A 19237-nucleotide genomic window follows, 5' to 3' on the forward strand; every position below is an offset into this window, starting at 1 on the left:
TTGCGCGCAGGGCATGCTTTGGCGCGCCCGGTTCGATCGCTGGAAAAAACAACAAGTTCTTTCACTTGCTTGGGAGTATGGGGATGAAAAAGTACCTGGCATCGCTGGTGATGGGCGTCTGCGCCCTGGTCAGCGTGAGCGCGGCTCAGGCCGGCGCCATCGATGAAGCGGCCAAGCGCGGCACCCTGCGCGTGGGCATGGACCCGACCTACATGCCGTTCGAGATGACCAACAAGCGTGGTCAGATCGTCGGTTTCGAAGTGGACCTGCTCAAGGCCATGGCCAAATCCATGAACGTCAAGCTGGAGCTGGTCTCCACCGCCTATGACGGCATCATCCCGGCCCTGCTCACCGACAAGTTCGACATGATCGGCTCGGGCATGACCCTGACCCAGGAACGCAACCTGCGCCTGAACTTCTCCGATCCCTTCATCGTGGTTGGCCAGACCCTGCTGATCCGCAAGGAGCTGCAAGGCGAGATCAAGTCCTACAAGGACCTGAATGACGCCAAGTACCGCATCACCTCCAAGATCGGCACCACTGGCGAATTCGTCGCCAAGAAGCAGCTGTCCAAGGCCCAGTACCACGGCTTCGACAACGAGCCCGAAGCGGTCATGGACGTGGTCAACGGCAAGGCCGACGCCTTCATCTACGACTCGCCCTACAACGTCGTTGGCGTGAGCAAGTTCGGCGCCGGCAAGCTGGTGCACCTGGACCAGCCGTTCACCTACGAGCCGCTGGCCTTCGGCCTGAAGAAGGGCGACTACGACTCGATCAACTTCATCAACAACTTCCTCAAGCAGATTCGTGAAGACGGCACCTACGATCGTCTGCACGACAAGTGGTTCAAGAGCACCGACTGGCTCAAGGACATGGAATAATCCACGTCTGACGCTGGTTGACCCGACGCGCAGGCCCTGAGCCTGCGCGTTCGCATTTTCACGGTAGAGATTCGTGGCTAGAACGAAACGCGCAACCTGGCCCTGGCACGGGCTGACCGGACTGATCCTGCTGTTGATCGGCCTGGCCCTCTGGTACTCCACTTCGCTGATCTCCTACGAATGGCGCTGGAATCGCGTCCCGCAGTACTTCGCCTACCAGGCCGAAGAGCCCCTGCGCGCGGACGCCATCTCGCGGGTAGAGAAGATCGAGGAACAGGGCGGCAACGCTCGCGTCACCCTGGTGGACGAAGACGGCAAGCAGCAGGTGCTGACGGTGGCTGCCGACAGCCTGCAGTTCTCCGAGAACGACGATGTCGCCGAAGGCGATGTGGTCGGCGCGACCCGCCACTGGGCCGCCGGCCCGCTGGCCTGGGGCCTGTGGACCACGGTGTGGATCTCTTTCGTCTCCGGCGCGCTTGGCCTGGTTATCGGCCTGTTCACCGGTCTCTGCCGGCTCTCGAAGAACCCGACCCTGCACGACCTTTCGACGCTCTACGTCGAACTGGTGCGCGGCACGCCGCTGCTGGTGCAGATATTCATCTTCTACTTCTTCATCGCCACCGTGCTGAACCTCTCCCGTGAGTTCGCGGGCGTGGCGGCGCTGGCGCTGTTCACTGGCGCCTACGTGGCCGAGATCGTCCGTGCCGGCGTGCAGTCCATTGCCCGTGGTCAGGACGAAGCTGCGCGCTCCCTGGGGCTGAACGCCGCGCAGTCGATGCGCCACGTGATCCTGCCGCAGGCCTTCAAGCGCGTGCTGCCGCCACTGGCCGGGCAGTTCATCAGCCTGGTGAAAGACACTTCCCTGGTCTCGGTGATCGCCATTACCGAGCTGACCAAGAGCGGCCGCGAGGCGATCACCACCTCGTTCTCCACCTTCGAGATCTGGTTCTGCGTCGCCGCGCTCTACCTCGTGATCAACCTGCCGCTGTCGCATCTGGCGGGGCGCCTGGAGCGGAGGCTCGGCCAAAGTGATTGAAGTCCGTAACCTGACCAAGGTTTTCGATACCCGCGGGCAGGTCGTGCGCGCGGTGGATGACGTCACCACCGGCGTAGCCAAGGGTGAAGTGGTGGTGGTGATCGGGCCGTCCGGCTCGGGCAAGTCCACCTTCCTGCGCTGCCTGAACGGCCTGGAAGAATTCGACGAAGGCTCGGTGAGTATCGATGGCCTCGATCTCGCCGATCCGAAGACCGACATCAACGCCTACCGCCGCGAAGTTGGCATGGTGTTCCAGCACTTCAACCTGTTCCCGCACATGACCGTGCTGGAGAACCTTTGCCTGGCGCAGAAAGTCGTGCGCAAGCGCGGCAAGGCCGAGCGCGAAGCCAAGGCAAAAGCATTGCTGGAGAAGGTCGGCATCGGCCAGAAGGCCAACGAATACCCGTCGCGTCTCTCCGGCGGCCAGCAGCAGCGCGTGGCCATTGCTCGTGCGCTGTGTATGGACCCGAAGGTGATGCTGTTCGACGAGCCCACCTCGGCGCTCGACCCGGAGATGGTCGGCGAGGTGCTGGACGTGATGAAGACCCTCGCGCTGGAGGGCATGACCATGGTCTGCGTGACCCACGAGATGGGCTTTGCCCGTGAAGTGGCGGACCGCGTGCTGTTCTTCGATCACGGCAAGCTGCTGGAAGACGCCCCTCCGGCGGAGTTCTTCGCCCAGCCCAAGGATGCGCGTGCGCAGACCTTCCTGCGGCAGGTGCTGTGAGGGCATCGTCAGCGTTAAAAAAGCCGCCTTCGGGCGGCTTTTTTGTGCTTGTTCGGTGTGCGAGGGCGCGGCTCTTGTAAGAGCGCGGTTGCTCGCGAACAAGCTCCGCTGCGGACCCGGTTCGCGAGCAAGCTCGCTCCTACCAAAAACCTTCCGGTATCCAGGGAGCCCCACAACTCCCAGGCAAAAAGAAACCGCCCCGAAGGGCGGTTTCTTTTACGGCATCACTCGCGGTTGCGGGTCAGCAGCGCGGGACGCTCGGTCTTGCGGCGCGGCTCCAGCTCTTCCAGCTGCTCCGGCGTCGGGAAGCGATCAGTGCGGACCAGGTCGCGCTTGTTGATCACCACCGGCTGGCGGGTCGGCTTGGCGGCGCCATATTCGCTCGGCTCACGCAGCGGGGCGTCGTTCATGCGGGAAGCCGGAGCCTTGCCACCGCGCTTGCGCTGGCCGGCCTTGCCCTGAGCGTTGCCGCCCTGGCCTTGGCCCTGAGGACGACCACCGCCGTTAGGCTTCTTGGCGGCGCGCCCCTGACCTTGTCCTTGACCCTGGCTACGGCCCTGGCCGCTTCCGCCCTGGCCACCGCCCTGGGCACCCTGGCTGCGAGGGCGCTGCTGGCCCTGGTTCTGGCCCTGGCCTTGCCCCTGGCCCTGACCGCCACGGCGGCGCTGGCCACGCTGCTGGTCCTTGTCCGGGAAGGGGCTGACGTAATCAGCGCGGTTGCCGAAGTTGTCGAAGTCGTCGTCGAGGAATTCTTCAGGGTCGCGATTGCCGTCGGCCTTCGGCGCGCGAGCCGGCCTGGCCTGCTGCTGACGACCCTGGCCCTGCTGGTCCTGCTGGCGGGGCTGGCGCGGTTGACGAGGCTCGCGCGGCTGATCGCTGGCGCTGGCGTTCGGCTGAGCATCACTGCCCTGGCCATCACCCTTCTTCTTGCCACGGCCGCCACGACGGCGGCGTTTGCCGGCGGGCTTGTCGCCGTCAGCGGATTCGCCTTCAGCGGCGGGGGCGGCGTTCTGTTGCTCTTCGCCCTGTGCCTGCTGCGGTTTGTCCTTGTTACGGTCCTTGCGCTCGCCGCGCTTGGCCTTGTCCTTGCGCGGCTGGCGCTGGGGAGCTTCCTTCGCTTCGGGCTGCTGGACTTCCGGCAGCACTGTGTCGGGGTCGAAGCCCTGCATGTCGCCATCGGGGATGCGCTGCTTGGTCAGGCGCTCGATGGCCTTGAGCAGCTTGTCCTCGTCCGGCGCCACCAGCGAGATGGCTTCACCGGTGCGACCGGCGCGGCCGGTACGGCCGATGCGGTGGACATAGTCTTCCTCGACGTTAGGCAGCTCGTAGTTGACCACGTGGGGCAACTGGTCGATGTCCAGGCCGCGGGCGGCGATGTCGGTGGCGACCAGGATGCGCACGTCGTTGGCCTTGAAATCGGCCAGGGCCTTGGTGCGCGCGTTCTGGCTCTTGTTGCCGTGGATCGCTGCAGACGGCAGGCCGTGCTTGGTCAGGTACTCGGCCAGGCGATTGGCGCCGTGCTTGGTGCGGGTGAACACCAGCACCTGCTCCCAGGCGCCCATGGTCACCAGGTGCGCGAGGAGGGCGCGCTTCTGCACGGACGGAATGCGGAACACACGTTGTTCGATGCGCTCGACCGTGGTGTTCGGCGGGGTGACCTCGATGCGCTCCGGGTTGTGCAGGAGCTTGTTGGTGAGGTCGATGATGTCCTTGGAGAAGGTCGCCGAGAACAGCAGGTTCTGGCGCTTGGCCGGAAGCTTGGCGAGGACCTTCTTGACGTCGTGGATGAAGCCCATGTCGAGCATGCGGTCGGCTTCGTCGAGGACGAGGATTTCCACGCGGGACAGGTCGACGCTGCCCTGGCCGATCAGGTCGAGCAGGCGACCGGGGCAGGCGACCAGGACGTCGACGCCCTTGGACATGGCCTGCACCTGCGGATTCATGCCAACGCCGCCGAAGATGCAGGCGCTTTTCAGTGGCAGGTCACGGGCGTAGACCTTGAAGCTGTCGTGCACCTGGGCAGCCAGCTCACGGGTCGGAGTCAGTACCAGGACGCGGGCCTGGCGTGGGCCATGGCGGTGTTCGCGGTCCGGGTGGCCTTCGGGGAACAGGCGCTCGAGTACCGGGAGGGCGAAGCCGCCGGTCTTGCCGGTGCCGGTCTGGGCGGCAACCATGAGGTCGCGGCCTTGCAGTACAGCGGGGATGGCGCGTTCCTGAACGGGAGTGGGGCGCGCGTAGCCAGCGGCTTCAACGGCGCCAGCCAGGGCCTCGGAGAGACCGAGGGAGGAAAAGGACATGCGGGGTTCCTGTAGGCCGGCGACCTGCCGGCTCGAGGGCGCGTGATTTCAAGCTCGGGGCGAGTGCTCGGCCGATGGCTGGAAGCACCCCGTCCACGATACGCCGGCGTTGCGCTGGCCGGGATCGCGGACGGTAAGCCCGGAGCAATGATCCTCAGCGGGGGAGCTTGAGGTTGTTCCAGAGCGCCAGGCTGGGTTCAGCCTGGTTCAGGGTGTAGAAATGCAGACCGGGTGCGCCGCCTTCGAGGAGGCGTTCGCACATGTCGGTGATGACCTGCTCACCAAAGGCCTGGATGCTGGCGATGTCGTCGCCGTAGGCTTCCAGCTGCTTGCGAATCCAGCGGGGGATTTCCGCGCCACAGGCGTCGGAGAAGCGGGCCAGTTTGGTGTAGTTGGTGATCGGCATGATACCCGGTACGACCGGAATGCTGACACCGAGTTTCTCCGCACGCTCGACAAAATGGAAGTAGCTGTCGGCGTTGAAGAAGTATTGTGTGATGGCAGAGTCGGCGCCGGCTTTGACCTTGCGCACGAAATTCGCCAAATCATCCTCGAAATTGCGCGCTTGCGGGTGAACTTCCGGATAGGCGGCAACTTCGATGTGGAAGTGATCACCGGTTTCGGCGCGGATGAACTCCACCAGTTCGTTGGCGTACCGCAGCTCGCCGCTGGCCATGCCCATGCCCGAGGGCAGGTCGCCGCGCAGGGCGACGATGCGACGGATGCCGGCGTCCTTGTAGTGCGCCAGCAAGGCGGAAAGCTCGGCCTTGGTGTCGCCGACACAGGACAGGTGCGGCGCGGTCGGCACCTGCACGTCGCCGTCCAGTTGCAGCACGGTGGTCAGGGTACGGTCGCGAGTGGAGCCGCCGGCACCGTAGGTGCAGGAGAAGAAGTCGGGCTTTTTCGCGGCCAGCTGGCGTGCGGTGGCCAGCAGTTTTTCATGGCCGGCTTCGGTCTTGGCGGGGAAGAACTCGAAGCTGAAACGGCGTTCTTTCTGACTCATGGTCGTTCCTTCGGCGCCGCGTCATCGCGTGGCTGCCGGCATGTGCCGTCGACTTCAGAAGTAACGGCGGTAGTGGTCTATCTTCGTGCGCAGTCGCTCGGCGCTGGGCTCGTGCGCATGGCCGAGGACGGCCAGGATGCGCTGCGACTGAACATGGTATTCGGCAATCTTGCTCCGCGCCCAGGTCGAGGGTGGCGGCTGCAGGTTGGTGATCCGGTCGCACAGCTTGACGATCGCATACTGCGAGGCGCCGGTCGCCAGCCTTTGGAGGTAGATGTCGAATGGCAGTTTCTCGCCATTCACCACCTTGCTCAGGCACTGGGCGCCTTCGGCAACGAACTCGCCGAAACGCGTCTGCAGTTCCTCGAAGGGCACCGGGGTGTCTTCGAGCACGTCGTGCAGCAGGGCGATCTGAACGGTTTCCGCCAGGCGCTCGATGGGCGCTTCGCGGTCGGCCGCCATCACTTCATTGGCCACCATTGCCAGGTGGACCGCGTAGGGCAGCGTCGAGGCGGTCAGGGTCTGCCCGGCGTGAGCGCCGGCGGCGAAGATCCAGGCCTGGCTGTAGCTGTCCTGCAGGTCCATGCAAGTTTTCCAATGACGCCCAATGGCAAAGAGGGCAGACGATTGCTCGTCTGCCCTCTGGCACATCAGTAGCGGTAGGTGTCCGGCTTGAACGGGCCTTCCACGGTCACGCCGATGTACTCGGCCTGTTTCGGGGTCAGCTGGGTGACGACGCCACCGAAGCCTTTCACCATCTCCAGGGCCACTTCTTCGTCCAGCTTCTTCGGCAGCACTTCGACGGTCAGACGCTCGGCTTTCTTCTCGGCGGAGAGGTCAGCGTACTTCTGCTCGAACAGGAAGATCTGCGCCAGCACCTGGTTGGCGAAGGAGCCGTCCATGATGCGGCTCGGGTGGCCGGTAGCGTTGCCCAGGTTCACCAGGCGGCCTTCGGCCAGCAGGATCAGGTAGTCATCGTTGGCCGGGTCGAAGTCGCCAGCGCCGGTGCGGTGAATCTTGTGCACCTGCGGCTTGACCTCTTCCCAGGCCCAGGTTTTGCGCATGAAGGCGGTGTCGATCTCGTTGTCGAAGTGACCGATGTTGCACACCACGGCGCGCTTCTTCAGCGCTTTGAGCATGCCGGCGTCGCAGACATTGACGTTGCCGGTGGTGGTGACGATCAGGTCGATCTTGCCCAGCAGGGCGGCGTCAACGCTGGCCTCGGTGCCGTCGTTCAGGCCGTTCTTGTAGGGGGAAACCAGCTCGAAGCCGTCCATGCAGGCCTGCATGGCGCAGATCGGGTCGATTTCGGAGACCTTCACGATCATGCCTTCCTGACGCAGGGACTGGGCGGAGCCCTTGCCTACGTCGCCGTAGCCGATCACCAGGGCCTGCTTGCCCGACAGCAGGTGGTCGGTGCCGCGCTTGATGGCGTCGTTCAGGCTGTGACGGCAGCCGTACTTGTTGTCGTTCTTGCTCTTGGTGACCGCGTCGTTGACGTTGATCGCCGGGACTTTCAGGGTGCCGGCCTTGAGCATGTCGAGCAGGCGGTGCACACCGGTGGTGGTCTCTTCGGTGACGCCGTGGATGCGCTCGAGCATCTGCGGGTATTTCTTGTGCAGGATTTCGGTCAGGTCGCCGCCGTCGTCCAGCACCATGTTGGCGTCCCACGGCTGGCCATCCTTGAGGATGGTCTGCTCGATGCACCACTCGTACTCGGCTTCCGTCTCGCCTTTCCAGGCGAACACCGGGATGCCGGCGGCGGCGATGGCGGCAGCGGCCTGATCCTGGGTGGAGAAGATGTTGCAGCTCGACCAGCGCACTTCGGCGCCCAGCGCAGTCAGCGTCTCGATCAGTACGCCGGTCTGGATGGTCATGTGGATGCAGCCGAGGATTTTTGCGCCTTTCAGCGGCTGGCTGGCGGCGTATTTGCGGCGCAGGCCCATCAGAGCCGGCATTTCGGACTCGGCGATGATCAGCTCGCGGCGGCCCCAGGCGGCCAGGGAAATGTCGGCGACTTTGTAGTCAGTAAAAGCAGCGCTCATGTGTAACTCCATTCGTTGTCTGCGAATGGGCGCCGTTGATGCGTTTGGCGATCGGCGGCAGCCGACCGTGACGCGCCCCGTCCGAGCCTGACAAGCCGAAGCGAATCGACCTGCTGCAGCGCCCCTCGGACAGGTGGCGGGAACGACCGGGCAGCGCCGGCCGTTATTGAAGCTCGCGGATTATAGCCATGGCGCATGACAAGCCAAAGGCTTTTGGTCGCGTTCGCGCAGTGAGTCGCGGCCAGGCTCCCCGTCGCGCCCGCGCCAGGGGCCGTGAAAACCCTGGCGCGGGCGTCGTTTCGGGGATCGTCGGGCACCCGCAGGGCACGGGTGCCGGTTGTCAGGAGGCTTAGATGACGCCGCCGTCGCGCAGTTTGCCAATGGCCGCCTGGTCCAGGCCCAGCACGCCTTCGAGGATTTCCTGCGTGTGCTGACCGAGGGTCGGCGGGGCGTTGCGGTATTCCACCGGCGTCTCGGACAGGCGGATCGGGCTGGCGACCTGCGGCACTGTGCCGGCCAGCGGGTGCGGCAGGTCCACGCGCAGGCCGCGGGCAATCACCTGCGGATCGGCGAACACCTGGGCCAGATCGTTGATCGGCCCGCACGGCACGCTGGCCTGCTCCAGCACGGTGATCCACTCGGCAGTGGTGCGCATCACGGTGGCCTGGCGGATCAGTGGGATCAGCACCTCGCGGTGCGCCACGCGCGCCTGGTTGGTGGCGAAACGCTCGTCGGTGGCCCATTCCGGGTGGCCCGCCAGTTCGGCGAACTTGCGGAACTGGCCATCGTTGCCGACGGTGAGGATCAGGTCGCCATCGGCGGTCGGGAAGTCCTGGTACGGCACGATGTTCGGGTGCGCGTTGCCCAGGCGACGCGGCGGGTTGCCGGTGGTCAGGTAGTTCAGGGTCTGGTTGGCCAGGCAGGCGACCTGCACGTCCAGCAGCGCCATGTCGATGTGTTGGCCGATGCCGCTGACGTCTCGGTGGGCGAGGGCGGCGAGGATCGCGGTGGACGAGTACAGGCCGGTGAGGATGTCGGTCAGCGCCACGCCGACTTTCACCGGGCCGGCGCCTTCCTCGGCGTCGGAGCGGCCGGTCAGGCTCATCAGGCCGCCCAGGCCCTGGATCATGAAGTCGTAGCCGGCGCGCTTGGCATAGGGGCCGAACTGGCCGAAGCCGGTGATCGAGCAGTAGATCAGCTTCGGGTTCAGCGCTTTCAGCGACTCGTAGTCCAGGCCGTAGGCTTTCAGGCCGCCGACCTTGAAGTTCTCCAGCACGATGTCGGCCTTGGCGGCGAGTTCGCGCACCAGGCGCTGGCCTTCGGGCTGGGTGAAGTCGATGGTCAGGGATTTCTTGTTGCGGTTCGCCGACAGGTAATACGCCGCTTCGCTGGTGTCGCGGCCGTCGGCGTCCTTGAGGAACGGCGGGCCCCAGGCGCGGGTGTCGTCGCCGCTGCCGGGACGCTCGATCTTGATCACTTCCGCGCCGAGGTCGGCGAGGATCTGCCCGGCCCAGGGGCCGGCAAGAACGCGGGAGAGGTCGAGGACACGGATGTGCGAAAGGGCGCCGGACATGCAATCACCTGCAACGTGAATAGGGGCGGGGAGGACGCGGTGCGGGGACTCCACGGTCCTCCCCGGGGCCTCTCGGGCGAGAGGTAAAGCGTGCGCTGACTCGCTCTCCCGATGAGGCGGGCCAGCGCGGGGCGTTACTTAGAAGAACGCCTGGATGCCGGTCTGGGCGCGGCCGAGGATCAGCGCGTGGACGTCGTGGGTGCCTTCGTAGGTGTTCACCACTTCCAGGTTGACCAGGTGGCGGGCCACGCCGAACTCGTCGGAGATGCCGTTGCCGCCGAGCATGTCGCGGGCCAGGCGGGCGATGTCCAGGGCCTTGCCGCAGCTGTTGCGCTTCATGATCGAGGTGATTTCGACGGCGGCGGTGCCTTCGTCCTTCATGCGGCCCAGGCGCAGGCAGCCTTGCAGGGCGAGGGTGATGTCGGTCTGCATGTCGGCCAGTTTCTTCTGGATCAGCTGGTTGGCGGCCAGCGGGCGGCCGAACTGCTTGCGGTCCAGGGTGTACTGGCGAGCGGTGTGCCAGCAGGCTTCGGCGGCACCCAGAGCACCCCAGGAAATGCCGTAGCGAGCGGAGTTCAGGCAGGTGAACGGACCACGCAGGCCGCGCACGTCGGGGAAGGCGTTTTCTTCCGGGCAGAACACGTTGTTCATCACGATCTCGCCGGTGATCGAGGCGCGCAGGCCGACCTTGCCGTGGATCGCCGGGGCGGACAGGCCTTCCCAGCCTTTTTCGAGGACGAAGCCGCGGATCTGGCCTTCGTCATCCTTGGCCCAGACCACGAAAACGTCGGCGATCGGGCTGTTGGTGATCCACATCTTGGCGCCGGTCAGACGGTAGCCGCCGTCGACTTTCTTGGCGCGGGTGATCATCGAGCCCGGGTCGGAGCCGTGGTCCGGCTCGGTCAGGCCGAAGCAGCCGATGTATTCGCCGCTGGCCAGTTTCGGCAGGTACTTCTGCTTGGTGGCTTCGTTGCCGAATTCGTTGATCGGCACCATCACCAGGGAGGACTGCACGCTCATCATCGAGCGGTAGCCGGAGTCGATGCGCTCGACCTCACGGGCGATCAGGCCGTAGCACACGTAGTTCAGGCCGCTGCCGCCGTATTGTTCGGGGATGGTCGCGCCGAGCAGGCCGGTTTCGCCCATCTCGCGGAAGATCGCCGGGTCGGTCTGCTCATGGCGGAAAGCTTCCAGCACGCGAGGGGCCAGCTTGTCCTGGGCGAACTGCTGGGCGCTGTCACGCACCATGCGCTCTTCTTCGGTGAGTTGCTGATCCAGCAGCAGCGGATCTTCCCAGTTGAAGCTTGCTTTGGTCGCCATGGAGAAACCTCGAACGCAGACAGTGAATGACCCGCACAAGTCTAGGCGGGCTCGGTGTGGGCCATCCTAGTCAGCCGTCGGGAAGCCGAGCAACCGACTAATTCGCACGCTGTTGTGCTATTTTGTCACTCCGTAATTGTGGGTTTGATGCATTTTTCTATAGGGATTGCCTCTATATCAGGCGTTCCTGGCGAATTCTGCGCATCACGATATTCCGAAGAGGCATTCGATGCGACGCAAGATCCCGACCACCGCGGCGCTTGTCGCCTTCGAATCCGCCGCCCGCCACGAGAGCTTCACCAAGGCCGCGGATGAGCTGTCGCTGACCCAGAGCGCGATCTGCCGGCAAATCGCCACGCTCGAGGATTTCCTCGGCGTCGAGCTGTTTCGCCGCTCGCGGCGCGGGGTGAAGCTGACCGAGGCCGGGCTCAACTACAGCCGTCGTGTCGCCCAGCGTCTGGATGCCGTGGAGCGTGACACCCTGGCGGTGATGGGCCAGCAGGGAGGCGGCACGCTGGAGCTGGCGGTGGTGCCGACCTTTGCCACCCAGTGGCTGCTGCCACGGCTGAAGGACTTCAAGCGGCTTCATCCGGAGGTCACGGTGAACATGACCAACCGCACGCGGCCTTTCCTCTTCGCCGACACCGAGTTCGATGCCGCGCTGTACTTTGGCGATGGCGTGTGGTCCGGCACCGTGGCCAACTTCCTCATGCACGAGAACCCGGTGCCGGTGTGCAGCCCGGAACTGCTGGGTGGGCACCGGGAGCTGTCTGCCGCGCAGATCGCCGAGCTGCCGCTGATGCAGCAGACCACCCGGCCCTATGCCTGGCGCCAGTGGTTCGGCTCGCTGGGGATGAGCGTGGCGCACGACATGAGCGGTACCCGCTACGAGCTGTTCTCCATGCTCGCCCAGGCAGCCATGCATGGCATGGGCGTCGCGCTGATCCCGCCGATGCTGATCCAGCAGGAGCTGGCCGACGGCAGGCTGATCGTGGCGATGCAACATGCCTATTTGAGCGAAAATGCCTATTACCTGATGATTCCCGAACGCAAGGTGGAGTCGGCGACCCTGGGCGCTTTCCGCGACTGGCTGGTGGATGAGGCGGCACGATACCGCGCCGAAGCCGGCCTCGGCTGAACATCTGCTCGCAAGATGTTGAATAGGCTCTGAGTCATGGCAAGGTCTCTGGCGCCGGCCAGGTCCACACTTGCATAGCCGGCGGGGCTTTCCCCGTCATCGCGCTCACGAGGCGCAACCTCCCAAGAAGGAGCTTCCATGAATTTCCATACCCGCAAATGGGTCAAACCTGAAGACCTCAACCCGAACGGCACCCTGTTCGGCGGTAGTCTTCTGAAGTGGATCGACGAAGAAGCGGCGATCTACGCCATCGTCCAGTTGGGCAACCAGCGTGTGGTCACCAAGTTCATTTCGGAGATCAACTTCGTCAGTTCCGCGCGCCAGGGCGACATCATCGAGCTGGGCATCACCGCCACCGAGTTCGGCCGCACCTCGATCACCCTGAGCTGCGAAGTGCGCAACAAGATCACCCGCAAGAGCATCCTCACGGTCGACAAGATGGTCTTCGTCAACATCGGTCCGGATGGCCAGCCGGCGCCGCACGGTCGCACCGAGATCCTCTACATCAAGGATCAGTTCAAGGACGACGCCATTCCCCAGCCCTGACGGCTGATTCGCCCAGGCGATTGCCAGCGTGCCCGGAGCCAAGCCGAGCCGCGGCGAAAGCCTTTGCATTTGCGTCGATTGAATGTGAGCCTGTGCCCGCCCACGGCGGGCATGGGCCGACGCGAGCTCCCCGCCGATCCTGCAGTACTTCATTCGCCAGGAATGCAGCTGCAAAACAATGACCGGGGAGAGATCATGCACACCACCTTCGCATCCGCGCTGCGCCAACTGGCCGTGGCCACCTGCGCCAGCCTGCTGCTGGCCGGCACCGCGCACGCCGCCGCGATCAAGGCCGACACCAAGCCCGAGGCCGGCACCTTCAAGATGGGCATGCAGCCCTGGCTGGGCTACGGCCAGTGGTACGTCGCCGAGCAGGCCGGAGCCTTCAAGGCCAATGGCCTGGAGCAGGTCGAGCTGGTCAACTTCACCGAAGACAAGGACATGAACGCCGCCCTGGCCAGCGGCCAGATCGACGGTGGCAACCTTGCTACCCACACCGCCATGGCCATGGTCGCCGCCGGGCTGCCGGTGAAGATCGTCCTGCTGCTGGACCAGAGCACCAGCGCCGATGCGCTGATCGTCGATCCGTCGATCAAGACCCTGACCGACCTCAAGGGCAAGCAGGTCGCCTACGAAGAAGGCACCACCAGCGACATCCTCCTGCACAGCGCCCTGCGCAAGGCCGGCCTGACCATCGCCGACGTGCAGCCGGTACCGATGCCCGCCGCCAACGCCGGCAGCGCGCTGATCGCCGGCCAGGTACCGGCCGCGGTGACCTACGAGCCTTACCTGTCCGCCGCCAAGCAGCAGAACCCCAAGGTCAACCTGCTGTACAAGGGCTCGGATGACCCGGGCATCATCAGCGACGTATTCGTGGTGCGCGACGAAGTCCTGAAGGAGCGTCCCGGCCAGGTGCTGGCGCTGATCAAGAGCTGGGAGGCGGGTCTCAAGCACTACAACGAGAAGAGCGCCGAAGGCCGTGCTGCCATCGCCAAGGGTGTGGGTGCCGACGAGTCCGAGCTGACCAGCGCCTTCGACGGCGTGCACTTCTACTCGGTGAAGGAGAACCAGGCCGAGCTGAAGGGCGCCTTCCAGAAGGGTTCCTTCGAGCACATCCAGAAGGCCGCCAGCGAAGCCGGCATCCTGCAGCAGCCGGTCACCCCGGCGCAGGCCATCGACGCGCGCTTCGTCGAGGCACTCTGATCCTCTGATGCCCTGATCTTCTGATACATGGCGCGCGCCGGCCCCGAGCCGGCGCGCGTCTTTCTCCGTTCGACGAGCCCGACATGAAAGCCCGTAAATCCAACCCGCTGTTCACCATCGGCAAGCCGATCGCGCAGCGCCATTTCCTGCTCATCGGCGGTGCCGTGTTCGTCCTGCTGGCACTGCTGTGGTGGCTGGCCGGCGCCAGCGGCGCGGTACCGAAGATCTTCCTGCCGGCGCCCGGCGATGTCTGGGCGCGCATGCTCAAACTGGCCGCTGATGGCACGCTGTGGTCGGACCTGAAGGTCAGCGTGTACCGCATTGCCGTGGCCTTCCTGGTGTCCTCGGCGATGTCCATCGTGATCGGCGTGTTCGCCGGCTGCTACGGCTTCTGGAAGGCCGCCACCGAGCCGCTGGTGGACTTCGTGCGCTACATGCCGGTGGTCGCCTTCGTCCCGCTGACCATCCTCTGGGCGGGCACCAGCGACTTCCAGAAATTCCTCATCATCTGGATCGGCACCTTCTTCCAGCAGGTGCTGATGGTGATGGACGCGATCAAGCGCGTGCCGGCGGACTTCGTTGGCCTTGGTCGTACCCTCGGCATGCCGGATCGCCGCATCCTCCTGAAGATCGTCCTGCCCAGTGCGCTGCCAGGCATCTGGGACGCCCTGCGGATCAGCCTTGGCTGGGCCTGGACCTGGCTGGTGCTGGCCGAGCTGGTGGCCGCGACCTCGGGCCTGGGCTACCGCATCACCGTGTCCCAGCGCTTCTTCCAGACCGACACCATCATCGGCTACATCCTCCTGCTCGGCTTCCTCGGGCTGGTCACCGACCAGGCCATGCGTGCCGGCGAGAAGGTTCTGTTCCGTTACAACCGGAGGCGCAGCTGATGGCGACTTTGGAAATTTCCGGCCTGAACAAGAGTTTCGCGGTCGGCAAGGAGCGCCGCGAGGTACTGCGCAACATCGACCTGACGTTGGCGGACAACGAGTTCGTTTCCATCGTCGGCACCTCGGGTTGCGGCAAGAGCACGCTGTTGTCCATCGCCGCTGGCCTGGAGGAATTCGACAGCGGCAGCGTGAAGGTCGACGGCGTGCCGATCACCGGGCCGGGTCTGGACCGCGGCGTAGTGTTCCAGTCCTATACCTTGCTGCCCTGGCTCACCGCGCGGCAGAACGTCGAGTTCGCCCTCAAGGCGGCCGGCCTGTCCCGCGCGCAATGCCGCGAGATCGCCGATGAGCACCTTGAACTGGTGAAGCTGACGAAGTTTGCCGACGCCTATCCGAACGAGTTGTCCGGCGGCATGAAGCAGCGCGTGGCGATTGCCCGCGCGCTGTCCTACCGGCCGAAGATCCTGCTGATGGACGAGCCTTTCGGTGCGCTGGACGCCATGACCCGCCACCAGATGCAGGAACTGCTGACGCGCATCTGGGAAACCCACCGTTTAACGGTGATGTTCGTCACCCACGACGTGGAAGAGGCGGTCTACCTGTCCGACCGCATCGTGGTGATGGGGCTCGGCCCTGGACGGATCAAGACCACCTTCGACGTGAAGCTCGGTCGCCCGCGCCACGAGGACATGGCCGCCAGTGCTGAGTTCATCGACCTGCAGCGCCAGGTGCTGCGCTCGATCCGCGAGGAAGAACAGGGCGTCGCCGCCCTGTAACTCTCAGCGGTCGTTACCAGCGGCCGGAGGCACCGCCGCCGCCGCTGGAACCACCGCCGCCCCGAAAGCCGCCGCCCCCTCCACCGCCACCGCGACCACCTCGGCCGATGGAGCTGAGGATGCTCATCAGCAGTTGCAGCACGCCCATGGTCAGCCACATCGGCGGCAGGAAGAAGATGTACAGCACCAGCGGGATCGAGAAGGCGCCGATCATCTGCTGTTGCAGCGCCGCAGGGTTCGCCTCGCTGAGCAGCAGCACGCCGGAGGCCGCCGCACCCACTACGGCGCTGCACAGCAGGTAACGGCCCATGCTGCGCTGGCGCATCCACGACACCGGCAGCAGCATGCCCAGCAGCGGTACGCCGATCAGCAGGCCGAACATCGCCGCCAGGCGCGTGGGCGGGATTTCCTCGCTGGCCGCGGCATTGCGGTTGGAGTAGGTGTCGCTGTAGTTCTCGGCCGGGCCGGTGCGCGGCAGCTCGTCATCGGTGCTGTCCGGTGCGGCAGCGTTGGCCGGAGGCTCGATCAGGGCGACCAGGCTGTTCACGCCGGCCTGGACGCCGCCTGCGAAGTCGCCTTTCTGGAAGAAGGGGACGATCTGTTCGCGAATGATCCGTCCGGCCTGCACGTCAGTGATGGTGCCTTCCAGCCCGTAGCCAACTTCGATGCGCAGCGTGCGGTCGTTCTTGGCGATCACCAGCAGCACACCATCATCCACACCTTTGCGGCCCAGCTTCCACTGCTCGAAAGCGCGTACCGCGTAATCCTCGATGCTGTCCTCGCCGGTGGTGGGAATCAGCAGCACGGCGATCTGCGCGCCCTTGCGTTGCTCCAGGCCAGCGAGCTGGCTTTCGAGCTGAGTGCGCTGGCCCGCGTCGAGGGTCTGGGTGAGGTCGGTGACACGCGCGCTGAGCGGCGGGATGGCGACCGGCGCGGCCTGCAGCACGGCCGCCCAGCACAGCAGCAGGGCGGCCAGCAGCCAGCGCGGCAGGGTCATTGCGCGGGCTGCGCCGGCGCGTTGCCGAAGTCCACTTTAGGCGCGGTGGAGATGGCGGCTTCGTTCTCGACGCTGAAGTTGGCCTTGGGTTTGTAGCCGAAGATCTTCGCGGTGATCACCTGCGGGAACTGGCGAATCATCACGTTGTACTCCTGCACGGCTTTCACATAGCGGCCCCGAGCGACGGTGATGCGGTTCTCGGTACCTTCGAGTTGGGTGAGCAGGTCCTTGAACAGGCCGTCAGCCTTGAGCTGCGGGTAGTTTTCCGAGACCACCAGCAAGCGTGACAGCGCGGAGCTGAGCTGGCCCTGGGCCTGCTGGAAGCGCTTGACGGCTTCCGGGTCGTCGAGCTGGTCGGCATTCAGGGTGGTGCTGCCGACCTTGGCGCGGGCCTCGGTCACCTGGGTCAGCACGCTGGCTTCGTGGGCGGCGTAGCCCTTCACAGTGCTGACCAGGTTGGGGATCAGGTCTGCGCGGCGCTGGTATTGGTTGAGCACTTCCGACCAGGCGGCCTTCACTCCTTCATCGCCGGACTGCATGGCGTTGTAGCCACAACCCGAGAGCAGAGTGACGAGGATGTAAGCGGTCAGGAATTTGAACAGGCGTGGCATGGCAGGCGCTCGTGCTGGTGAAAAGGCCCAGTCTAGGCCAGTTCCGGCTGAGGAGTCAGATGGAAATGTCCGAAACAGGCCGTGCTTGCCGGCAACGGGGTGGCTCGGGGTAGAATCTTCCTGGTCTATACCAGGAGTTCGCTTTCGTGCTCGCCACTACCCTGGTGCTGCTGGCCGCCCTGCTGCACGCCACCTGGAACACCCTCGTCAAATTCAGCAATGACCGCCTGCTGGTGGTCGCCTGCATGGACATGGTTGGCCTGGCCGCCGCGCTGGTCCTGCTGCCCTGGATCGAGATTCCCCCGGCCGAGGTCTGGCCCTGGCTGCTGGCCGCCGTGTCATTGCAGCTGGTCTACCGCGTGCTGCTGATCCAGGCCTACAAGGTCGGCGACCTGGGGCTGGTCTACCCGCTGATGCGCGGGCTGTCGCCGCTGGTGGTCCTGGCGCTGACTCTCTACTTCGGCGGCGAGCATCTGACCGACAAGCAGATCCTCGGCATCCTGCTGATCCCGGTCGGCATGCTGTTCCTGCTCAAGGGCGGCGGTGGCTCGAAGCTGCCCTGGATCGCCTATCCCACCGTGCTGCTGATGGGCCTGTGCATCGGCAGCTACACCTGGACCGACGGCAACGCGCTGAAGCTCTGGCCCAAGCCCCTGGACTACCTGGTCTGGCTCTCGCTGCTCTCCGGCTTGCCGTTTCCGTTGCTGGCGTTGTTTGGCCGGACGCGGGCCTTCGCCAAGTTCTGGATCAATGACTGGAAGCTGGGCCTGAGTGTTGGCTTCTGCGTGCTGCTCAGCTACGGGCTGGTGCTCTGGGCCATGCAATTGGGTTCCATCGCCGAGGCCGCCGCGCTGCGTGAAACCAGCGTGTTGCTGGTGGTGTTGTTCGGCATGCGCTTTCTCAAGGAACCCTTCGGCCTGCCGCGCCTGGCCGCGTGCAGCCTGGTACTGGCGGGCATGCTGGTGATGAAGCTCTGAGGATTGGCTCCGGCTACGGCGCACGCCGCCAAGCCGGTCAAGGACGCCGCGTGCGGCCATGGCCTAAGCTGCGGGCTTTCCCCACGACGAGACTTTCTCCATGCCCATTGCCTTCTGGTGCGTCCTGATCGCGATCTTCCTGCCCTACGTCGGCACCAGCATCGCCAAGTTCACCGGCGGCGGCTTCGGCCCCCGGCAGAACCACGACCCGCGCACCTTCCTCGCCACCCTGGAGGGCTACCGCAAGCGCGCCAACGCCTTCCAGATGAACAGCTTCGAGGTCACCCCGGCCTTCGCCGCTGCGGTGATCATCGCCTACCTGGTGAATAACGCCGATCCCGCCACTATCGACCGCCTGGCCATCGCCTGGGTCACCAGCCGGCTGCTCTACCTGATCTTCTACATCGCCGACCTGGCGCTGCTGCGCTCGCTGGCGTGGTTCCTTGGGATGGGGCTGATCATCGCGATCTTCGTCGTTTCGGCCTGACCCGAGCCCACCTGAACCGCAGCTGAACGAACGGCGTGGCGCTGCGGCGGATGGCCGCAGCGACCGGCGCGCGGTCTGGATCATTCGGGGAACGGGGCGGATAATCCGGCGCTTCCGTGTCCAGCCGTCCTACAAGAGTTCCCCATGAAGTTGAAGACCCTGCTCGTTCTGCTGCTTGCCGGCACGGCGCTCGCCGGCTGCCATCGCCAGGACCCCAACTCGCCGGAGTACAAGCGCCAGGCGGTGTTCAAGGAAATGCTCAAGACCAGCGAGGACATGGGCGGCATGCTGCGCGGCCGTATTCCGTTCGATGCGGACAAGTTCCGTGCGAACTCGACCAAGCTCGGTGAACTGGCCGACAAGCCCTGGCAGTACTTCCCCGCCACCCAGCCGCCGGCGGACCAGGTGGAAAGCGACGACACCCGCGCCAAGGCGGAAATCTGGCAGCGCCAGCTGGAGTTCCAGGCCGACGCCAAGACGTTCGAGCAGGCCGTCCGCGCGCTGGGCGAAAACACCCGCAACGCTGTGCCGACGCCTGAGGGCGTGCGCAAGGACTTCGCTGCGGTGGAAGATGCCTGCGAAGCCTGCCACAAGAAATTCCGCGCGCTCTGACAGACGCTTTTCGTAGGAGCGAGCTTGCTCGCGAACATGGCAGGCCCGTTTGCGGTCCTGCTAAGGCCTTGCTGCAAAGCGCTTCGCGAGCAAGCTCGCTCCTACAGTCAGCGCGATC

19 protein-coding genes and 1 riboswitch are annotated in these 19237 nt (G+C 65.0%); of the genes, 11 read left to right on the forward strand and 8 right to left on the reverse strand.

Annotated elements, in window-relative coordinates:
• Window positions 1-83: 83 nt before the first annotated feature.
• The 3 genes from AC2T4A_RS07205 to AC2T4A_RS07215 all read left to right on the forward strand — a co-directional run bounded on the left by AC2T4A_RS07205 (window position 84) and on the right by AC2T4A_RS07215 (window position 2644).
• Complete coding sequence (locus tag AC2T4A_RS07205) at window positions 84-881, forward strand: transporter substrate-binding domain-containing protein (protein WP_138213898.1); 798 nt, start codon at window positions 84-86, stop codon at window positions 879-881.
• A 73-nt stretch (window positions 882-954) separates the two neighbouring features.
• Window positions 955-1917, forward strand: coding sequence for an amino acid ABC transporter permease (locus tag AC2T4A_RS07210; protein ID WP_486742986.1), 963 nt, complete (start codon window positions 955-957; stop codon window positions 1915-1917).
• Window positions 1910-2644: an amino acid ABC transporter ATP-binding protein gene (locus AC2T4A_RS07215; RefSeq protein ID WP_486742987.1), complete on the forward strand. Its 735-nt coding sequence runs from the start codon at window positions 1910-1912 to the stop codon at window positions 2642-2644. The genes AC2T4A_RS07210 and AC2T4A_RS07215 overlap by 8 nt, the downstream gene beginning before the upstream one ends.
• A 224-nt stretch (window positions 2645-2868) precedes the next feature.
• On the opposite strand, the gene rhlE2 is transcribed toward AC2T4A_RS07215, so the two are convergent.
• From rhlE2 to AC2T4A_RS07245, 6 genes are all read right to left on the reverse strand, one after another.
• Window positions 2869-4941 (reverse strand): RNA helicase RhlE2, encoded by a 2073-nt coding sequence (gene rhlE2, locus AC2T4A_RS07220; RefSeq protein ID WP_486742988.1) that lies wholly within the window; start codon window positions 4939-4941, stop codon window positions 2869-2871.
• Between the two features lie 154 nt (window positions 4942-5095).
• Window positions 5096-5944 (reverse strand): methylenetetrahydrofolate reductase [NAD(P)H], encoded by an 849-nt coding sequence (metF, locus tag AC2T4A_RS07225; protein ID WP_416751023.1) that lies wholly within the window; start codon window positions 5942-5944, stop codon window positions 5096-5098.
• A gap of 54 nt (window positions 5945-5998) precedes the next feature.
• Window positions 5999-6529 (reverse strand): HD domain-containing protein, encoded by a 531-nt coding sequence (locus AC2T4A_RS07230; RefSeq protein ID WP_486742989.1) that lies wholly within the window; start codon window positions 6527-6529, stop codon window positions 5999-6001.
• 65 nt (window positions 6530-6594) lie between these two features.
• The gene (gene ahcY, locus AC2T4A_RS07235; protein ID WP_416751019.1) at window positions 6595-8001 is read right to left on the reverse strand and encodes an adenosylhomocysteinase; all 1407 of its coding nucleotides are present in this window, start codon (window positions 7999-8001) and stop codon (window positions 6595-6597) included.
• An 8-nt stretch (window positions 8002-8009) separates the two neighbouring features.
• Window positions 8010-8122, reverse strand: a riboswitch (S-adenosyl-L-homocysteine riboswitch).
• A gap of 216 nt (window positions 8123-8338) precedes the next feature.
• Window positions 8339-9562 carry a CaiB/BaiF CoA transferase family protein gene (locus tag AC2T4A_RS07240; protein ID WP_486742990.1) on the reverse strand — a complete coding sequence of 408 codons (1224 nt, stop codon included), beginning with the start codon at window positions 9560-9562 and terminating at the stop codon, window positions 8339-8341.
• Window positions 9563-9700: 138 nt separating this feature from the next.
• Window positions 9701-10882 carry an acyl-CoA dehydrogenase gene (locus tag AC2T4A_RS07245; RefSeq protein WP_038803335.1) on the reverse strand — a complete coding sequence of 394 codons (1182 nt, stop codon included), beginning with the start codon at window positions 10880-10882 and terminating at the stop codon, window positions 9701-9703.
• A 229-nt stretch (window positions 10883-11111) separates the two neighbouring features.
• On the opposite strand from AC2T4A_RS07245, the gene gcvA reads away from it, so the two are divergent.
• The 5 genes from gcvA (at window position 11112) to AC2T4A_RS07270 (ending at window position 15435) form a co-directional block, all read left to right on the forward strand.
• Window positions 11112-12020, forward strand: coding sequence for a transcriptional regulator GcvA (gene gcvA, locus AC2T4A_RS07250; RefSeq protein WP_486742991.1), 909 nt, complete (start codon window positions 11112-11114; stop codon window positions 12018-12020).
• A 138-nt stretch (window positions 12021-12158) separates the two neighbouring features.
• On the forward strand, window positions 12159-12566 hold the full coding sequence (locus AC2T4A_RS07255; RefSeq protein WP_138213907.1) for an acyl-CoA thioesterase: 408 nt from the start codon (window positions 12159-12161) through the stop codon (window positions 12564-12566).
• Between the two features lie 195 nt (window positions 12567-12761).
• Complete coding sequence (locus tag AC2T4A_RS07260) at window positions 12762-13769, forward strand: ABC transporter substrate-binding protein (protein WP_416751012.1); 1008 nt, start codon at window positions 12762-12764, stop codon at window positions 13767-13769.
• An 83-nt stretch (window positions 13770-13852) separates the two neighbouring features.
• Complete coding sequence (locus AC2T4A_RS07265; protein ID WP_184588097.1) at window positions 13853-14659, forward strand: ABC transporter permease; 807 nt, start codon at window positions 13853-13855, stop codon at window positions 14657-14659.
• A complete protein-coding gene (locus tag AC2T4A_RS07270; RefSeq protein ID WP_416751009.1) occupies window positions 14659-15435 on the forward strand; it encodes an ABC transporter ATP-binding protein in 777 nt (258 codons plus the stop codon). Before AC2T4A_RS07265 ends, AC2T4A_RS07270 begins: the two co-directional genes overlap by 1 nt.
• Before the next feature lie 13 nt (window positions 15436-15448).
• Here AC2T4A_RS07270 and AC2T4A_RS07275 read toward each other — a convergent pair whose 3' ends face one another.
• The gene (locus AC2T4A_RS07275; RefSeq protein ID WP_486742992.1) at window positions 15449-16432 is read right to left on the reverse strand and encodes a TPM domain-containing protein; all 984 of its coding nucleotides are present in this window, start codon (window positions 16430-16432) and stop codon (window positions 15449-15451) included.
• Window positions 16429-17043 (reverse strand): LemA family protein, encoded by a 615-nt coding sequence (locus tag AC2T4A_RS07280; RefSeq protein ID WP_416751005.1) that lies wholly within the window; start codon window positions 17041-17043, stop codon window positions 16429-16431. Before AC2T4A_RS07280 ends, AC2T4A_RS07275 begins: the two co-directional genes overlap by 4 nt.
• A 146-nt stretch (window positions 17044-17189) precedes the next feature.
• On the opposite strand from AC2T4A_RS07280, the gene AC2T4A_RS07285 reads away from it, so the two are divergent.
• From AC2T4A_RS07285 to AC2T4A_RS07295, 3 genes are all read left to right on the forward strand, one after another.
• Window positions 17190-18020 (forward strand): EamA family transporter, encoded by an 831-nt coding sequence (locus tag AC2T4A_RS07285; RefSeq protein WP_416751003.1) that lies wholly within the window; start codon window positions 17190-17192, stop codon window positions 18018-18020.
• A gap of 100 nt (window positions 18021-18120) precedes the next feature.
• The gene (locus AC2T4A_RS07290; protein WP_478379566.1) at window positions 18121-18507 is read left to right on the forward strand and encodes an MAPEG family protein; all 387 of its coding nucleotides are present in this window, start codon (window positions 18121-18123) and stop codon (window positions 18505-18507) included.
• Between the two features lie 144 nt (window positions 18508-18651).
• Window positions 18652-19119, forward strand: a complete 468-nt coding sequence (locus AC2T4A_RS07295; protein WP_486742993.1) for a c-type cytochrome — start codon at window positions 18652-18654, stop codon at window positions 19117-19119.
• The last annotated feature ends 118 nt before the right edge of the window (window positions 19120-19237 follow it).

It is taken from the genome of Pseudomonas sp. PVC-3-1 (assembly GCF_057444315.1).

Excerpts from the sequence above, each read along its gene's own strand:
- AC2T4A_RS07260 (WP_416751012.1), top strand. The coding sequence starts at position 12,762 with ATGCACACCACCTTCGCATCCGCGCTGCGCCAACTGGCCGTGGCCACC.
- AC2T4A_RS07255 (WP_138213907.1), top strand. The coding sequence starts at position 12,159 with ATGAATTTCCATACCCGCAAATGGGTCAAACCTGAAGACCTCAACCCG.
- AC2T4A_RS07295 (WP_486742993.1), top strand. The coding sequence starts at position 18,652 with ATGAAGTTGAAGACCCTGCTCGTTCTGCTGCTTGCCGGCACGGCGCTC.
- metF (WP_416751023.1), bottom strand. The coding sequence starts at position 5,944 with ATGAGTCAGAAAGAACGCCGTTTCAGCTTCGAGTTCTTCCCCGCCAAG.
- AC2T4A_RS07275 (WP_486742992.1), bottom strand. The coding sequence starts at position 16,432 with ATGACCCTGCCGCGCTGGCTGCTGGCCGCCCTGCTGCTGTGCTGGGCG.
- AC2T4A_RS07270 (WP_416751009.1), top strand. The coding sequence starts at position 14,659 with ATGGCGACTTTGGAAATTTCCGGCCTGAACAAGAGTTTCGCGGTCGGC.
- AC2T4A_RS07230 (WP_486742989.1), bottom strand. The coding sequence starts at position 6,529 with ATGGACCTGCAGGACAGCTACAGCCAGGCCTGGATCTTCGCCGCCGGC.
- AC2T4A_RS07290 (WP_478379566.1), top strand. The coding sequence starts at position 18,121 with ATGCCCATTGCCTTCTGGTGCGTCCTGATCGCGATCTTCCTGCCCTAC.
- ahcY (WP_416751019.1), bottom strand. The coding sequence starts at position 8,001 with ATGGAGTTACACATGAGCGCTGCTTTTACTGACTACAAAGTCGCCGAC.
- gcvA (WP_486742991.1), top strand. The coding sequence starts at position 11,112 with ATGCGACGCAAGATCCCGACCACCGCGGCGCTTGTCGCCTTCGAATCC.
- AC2T4A_RS07280 (WP_416751005.1), bottom strand. The coding sequence starts at position 17,043 with ATGCCACGCCTGTTCAAATTCCTGACCGCTTACATCCTCGTCACTCTG.
- AC2T4A_RS07240 (WP_486742990.1), bottom strand. The coding sequence starts at position 9,562 with ATGTCCGGCGCCCTTTCGCACATCCGTGTCCTCGACCTCTCCCGCGTT.
- AC2T4A_RS07245 (WP_038803335.1), bottom strand. The coding sequence starts at position 10,882 with ATGGCGACCAAAGCAAGCTTCAACTGGGAAGATCCGCTGCTGCTGGAT.
- AC2T4A_RS07265 (WP_184588097.1), top strand. The coding sequence starts at position 13,853 with ATGAAAGCCCGTAAATCCAACCCGCTGTTCACCATCGGCAAGCCGATC.
- AC2T4A_RS07205 (WP_138213898.1), top strand. The coding sequence starts at position 84 with ATGAAAAAGTACCTGGCATCGCTGGTGATGGGCGTCTGCGCCCTGGTC.
- rhlE2 (WP_486742988.1), bottom strand. The coding sequence starts at position 4,941 with ATGTCCTTTTCCTCCCTCGGTCTCTCCGAGGCCCTGGCTGGCGCCGTT.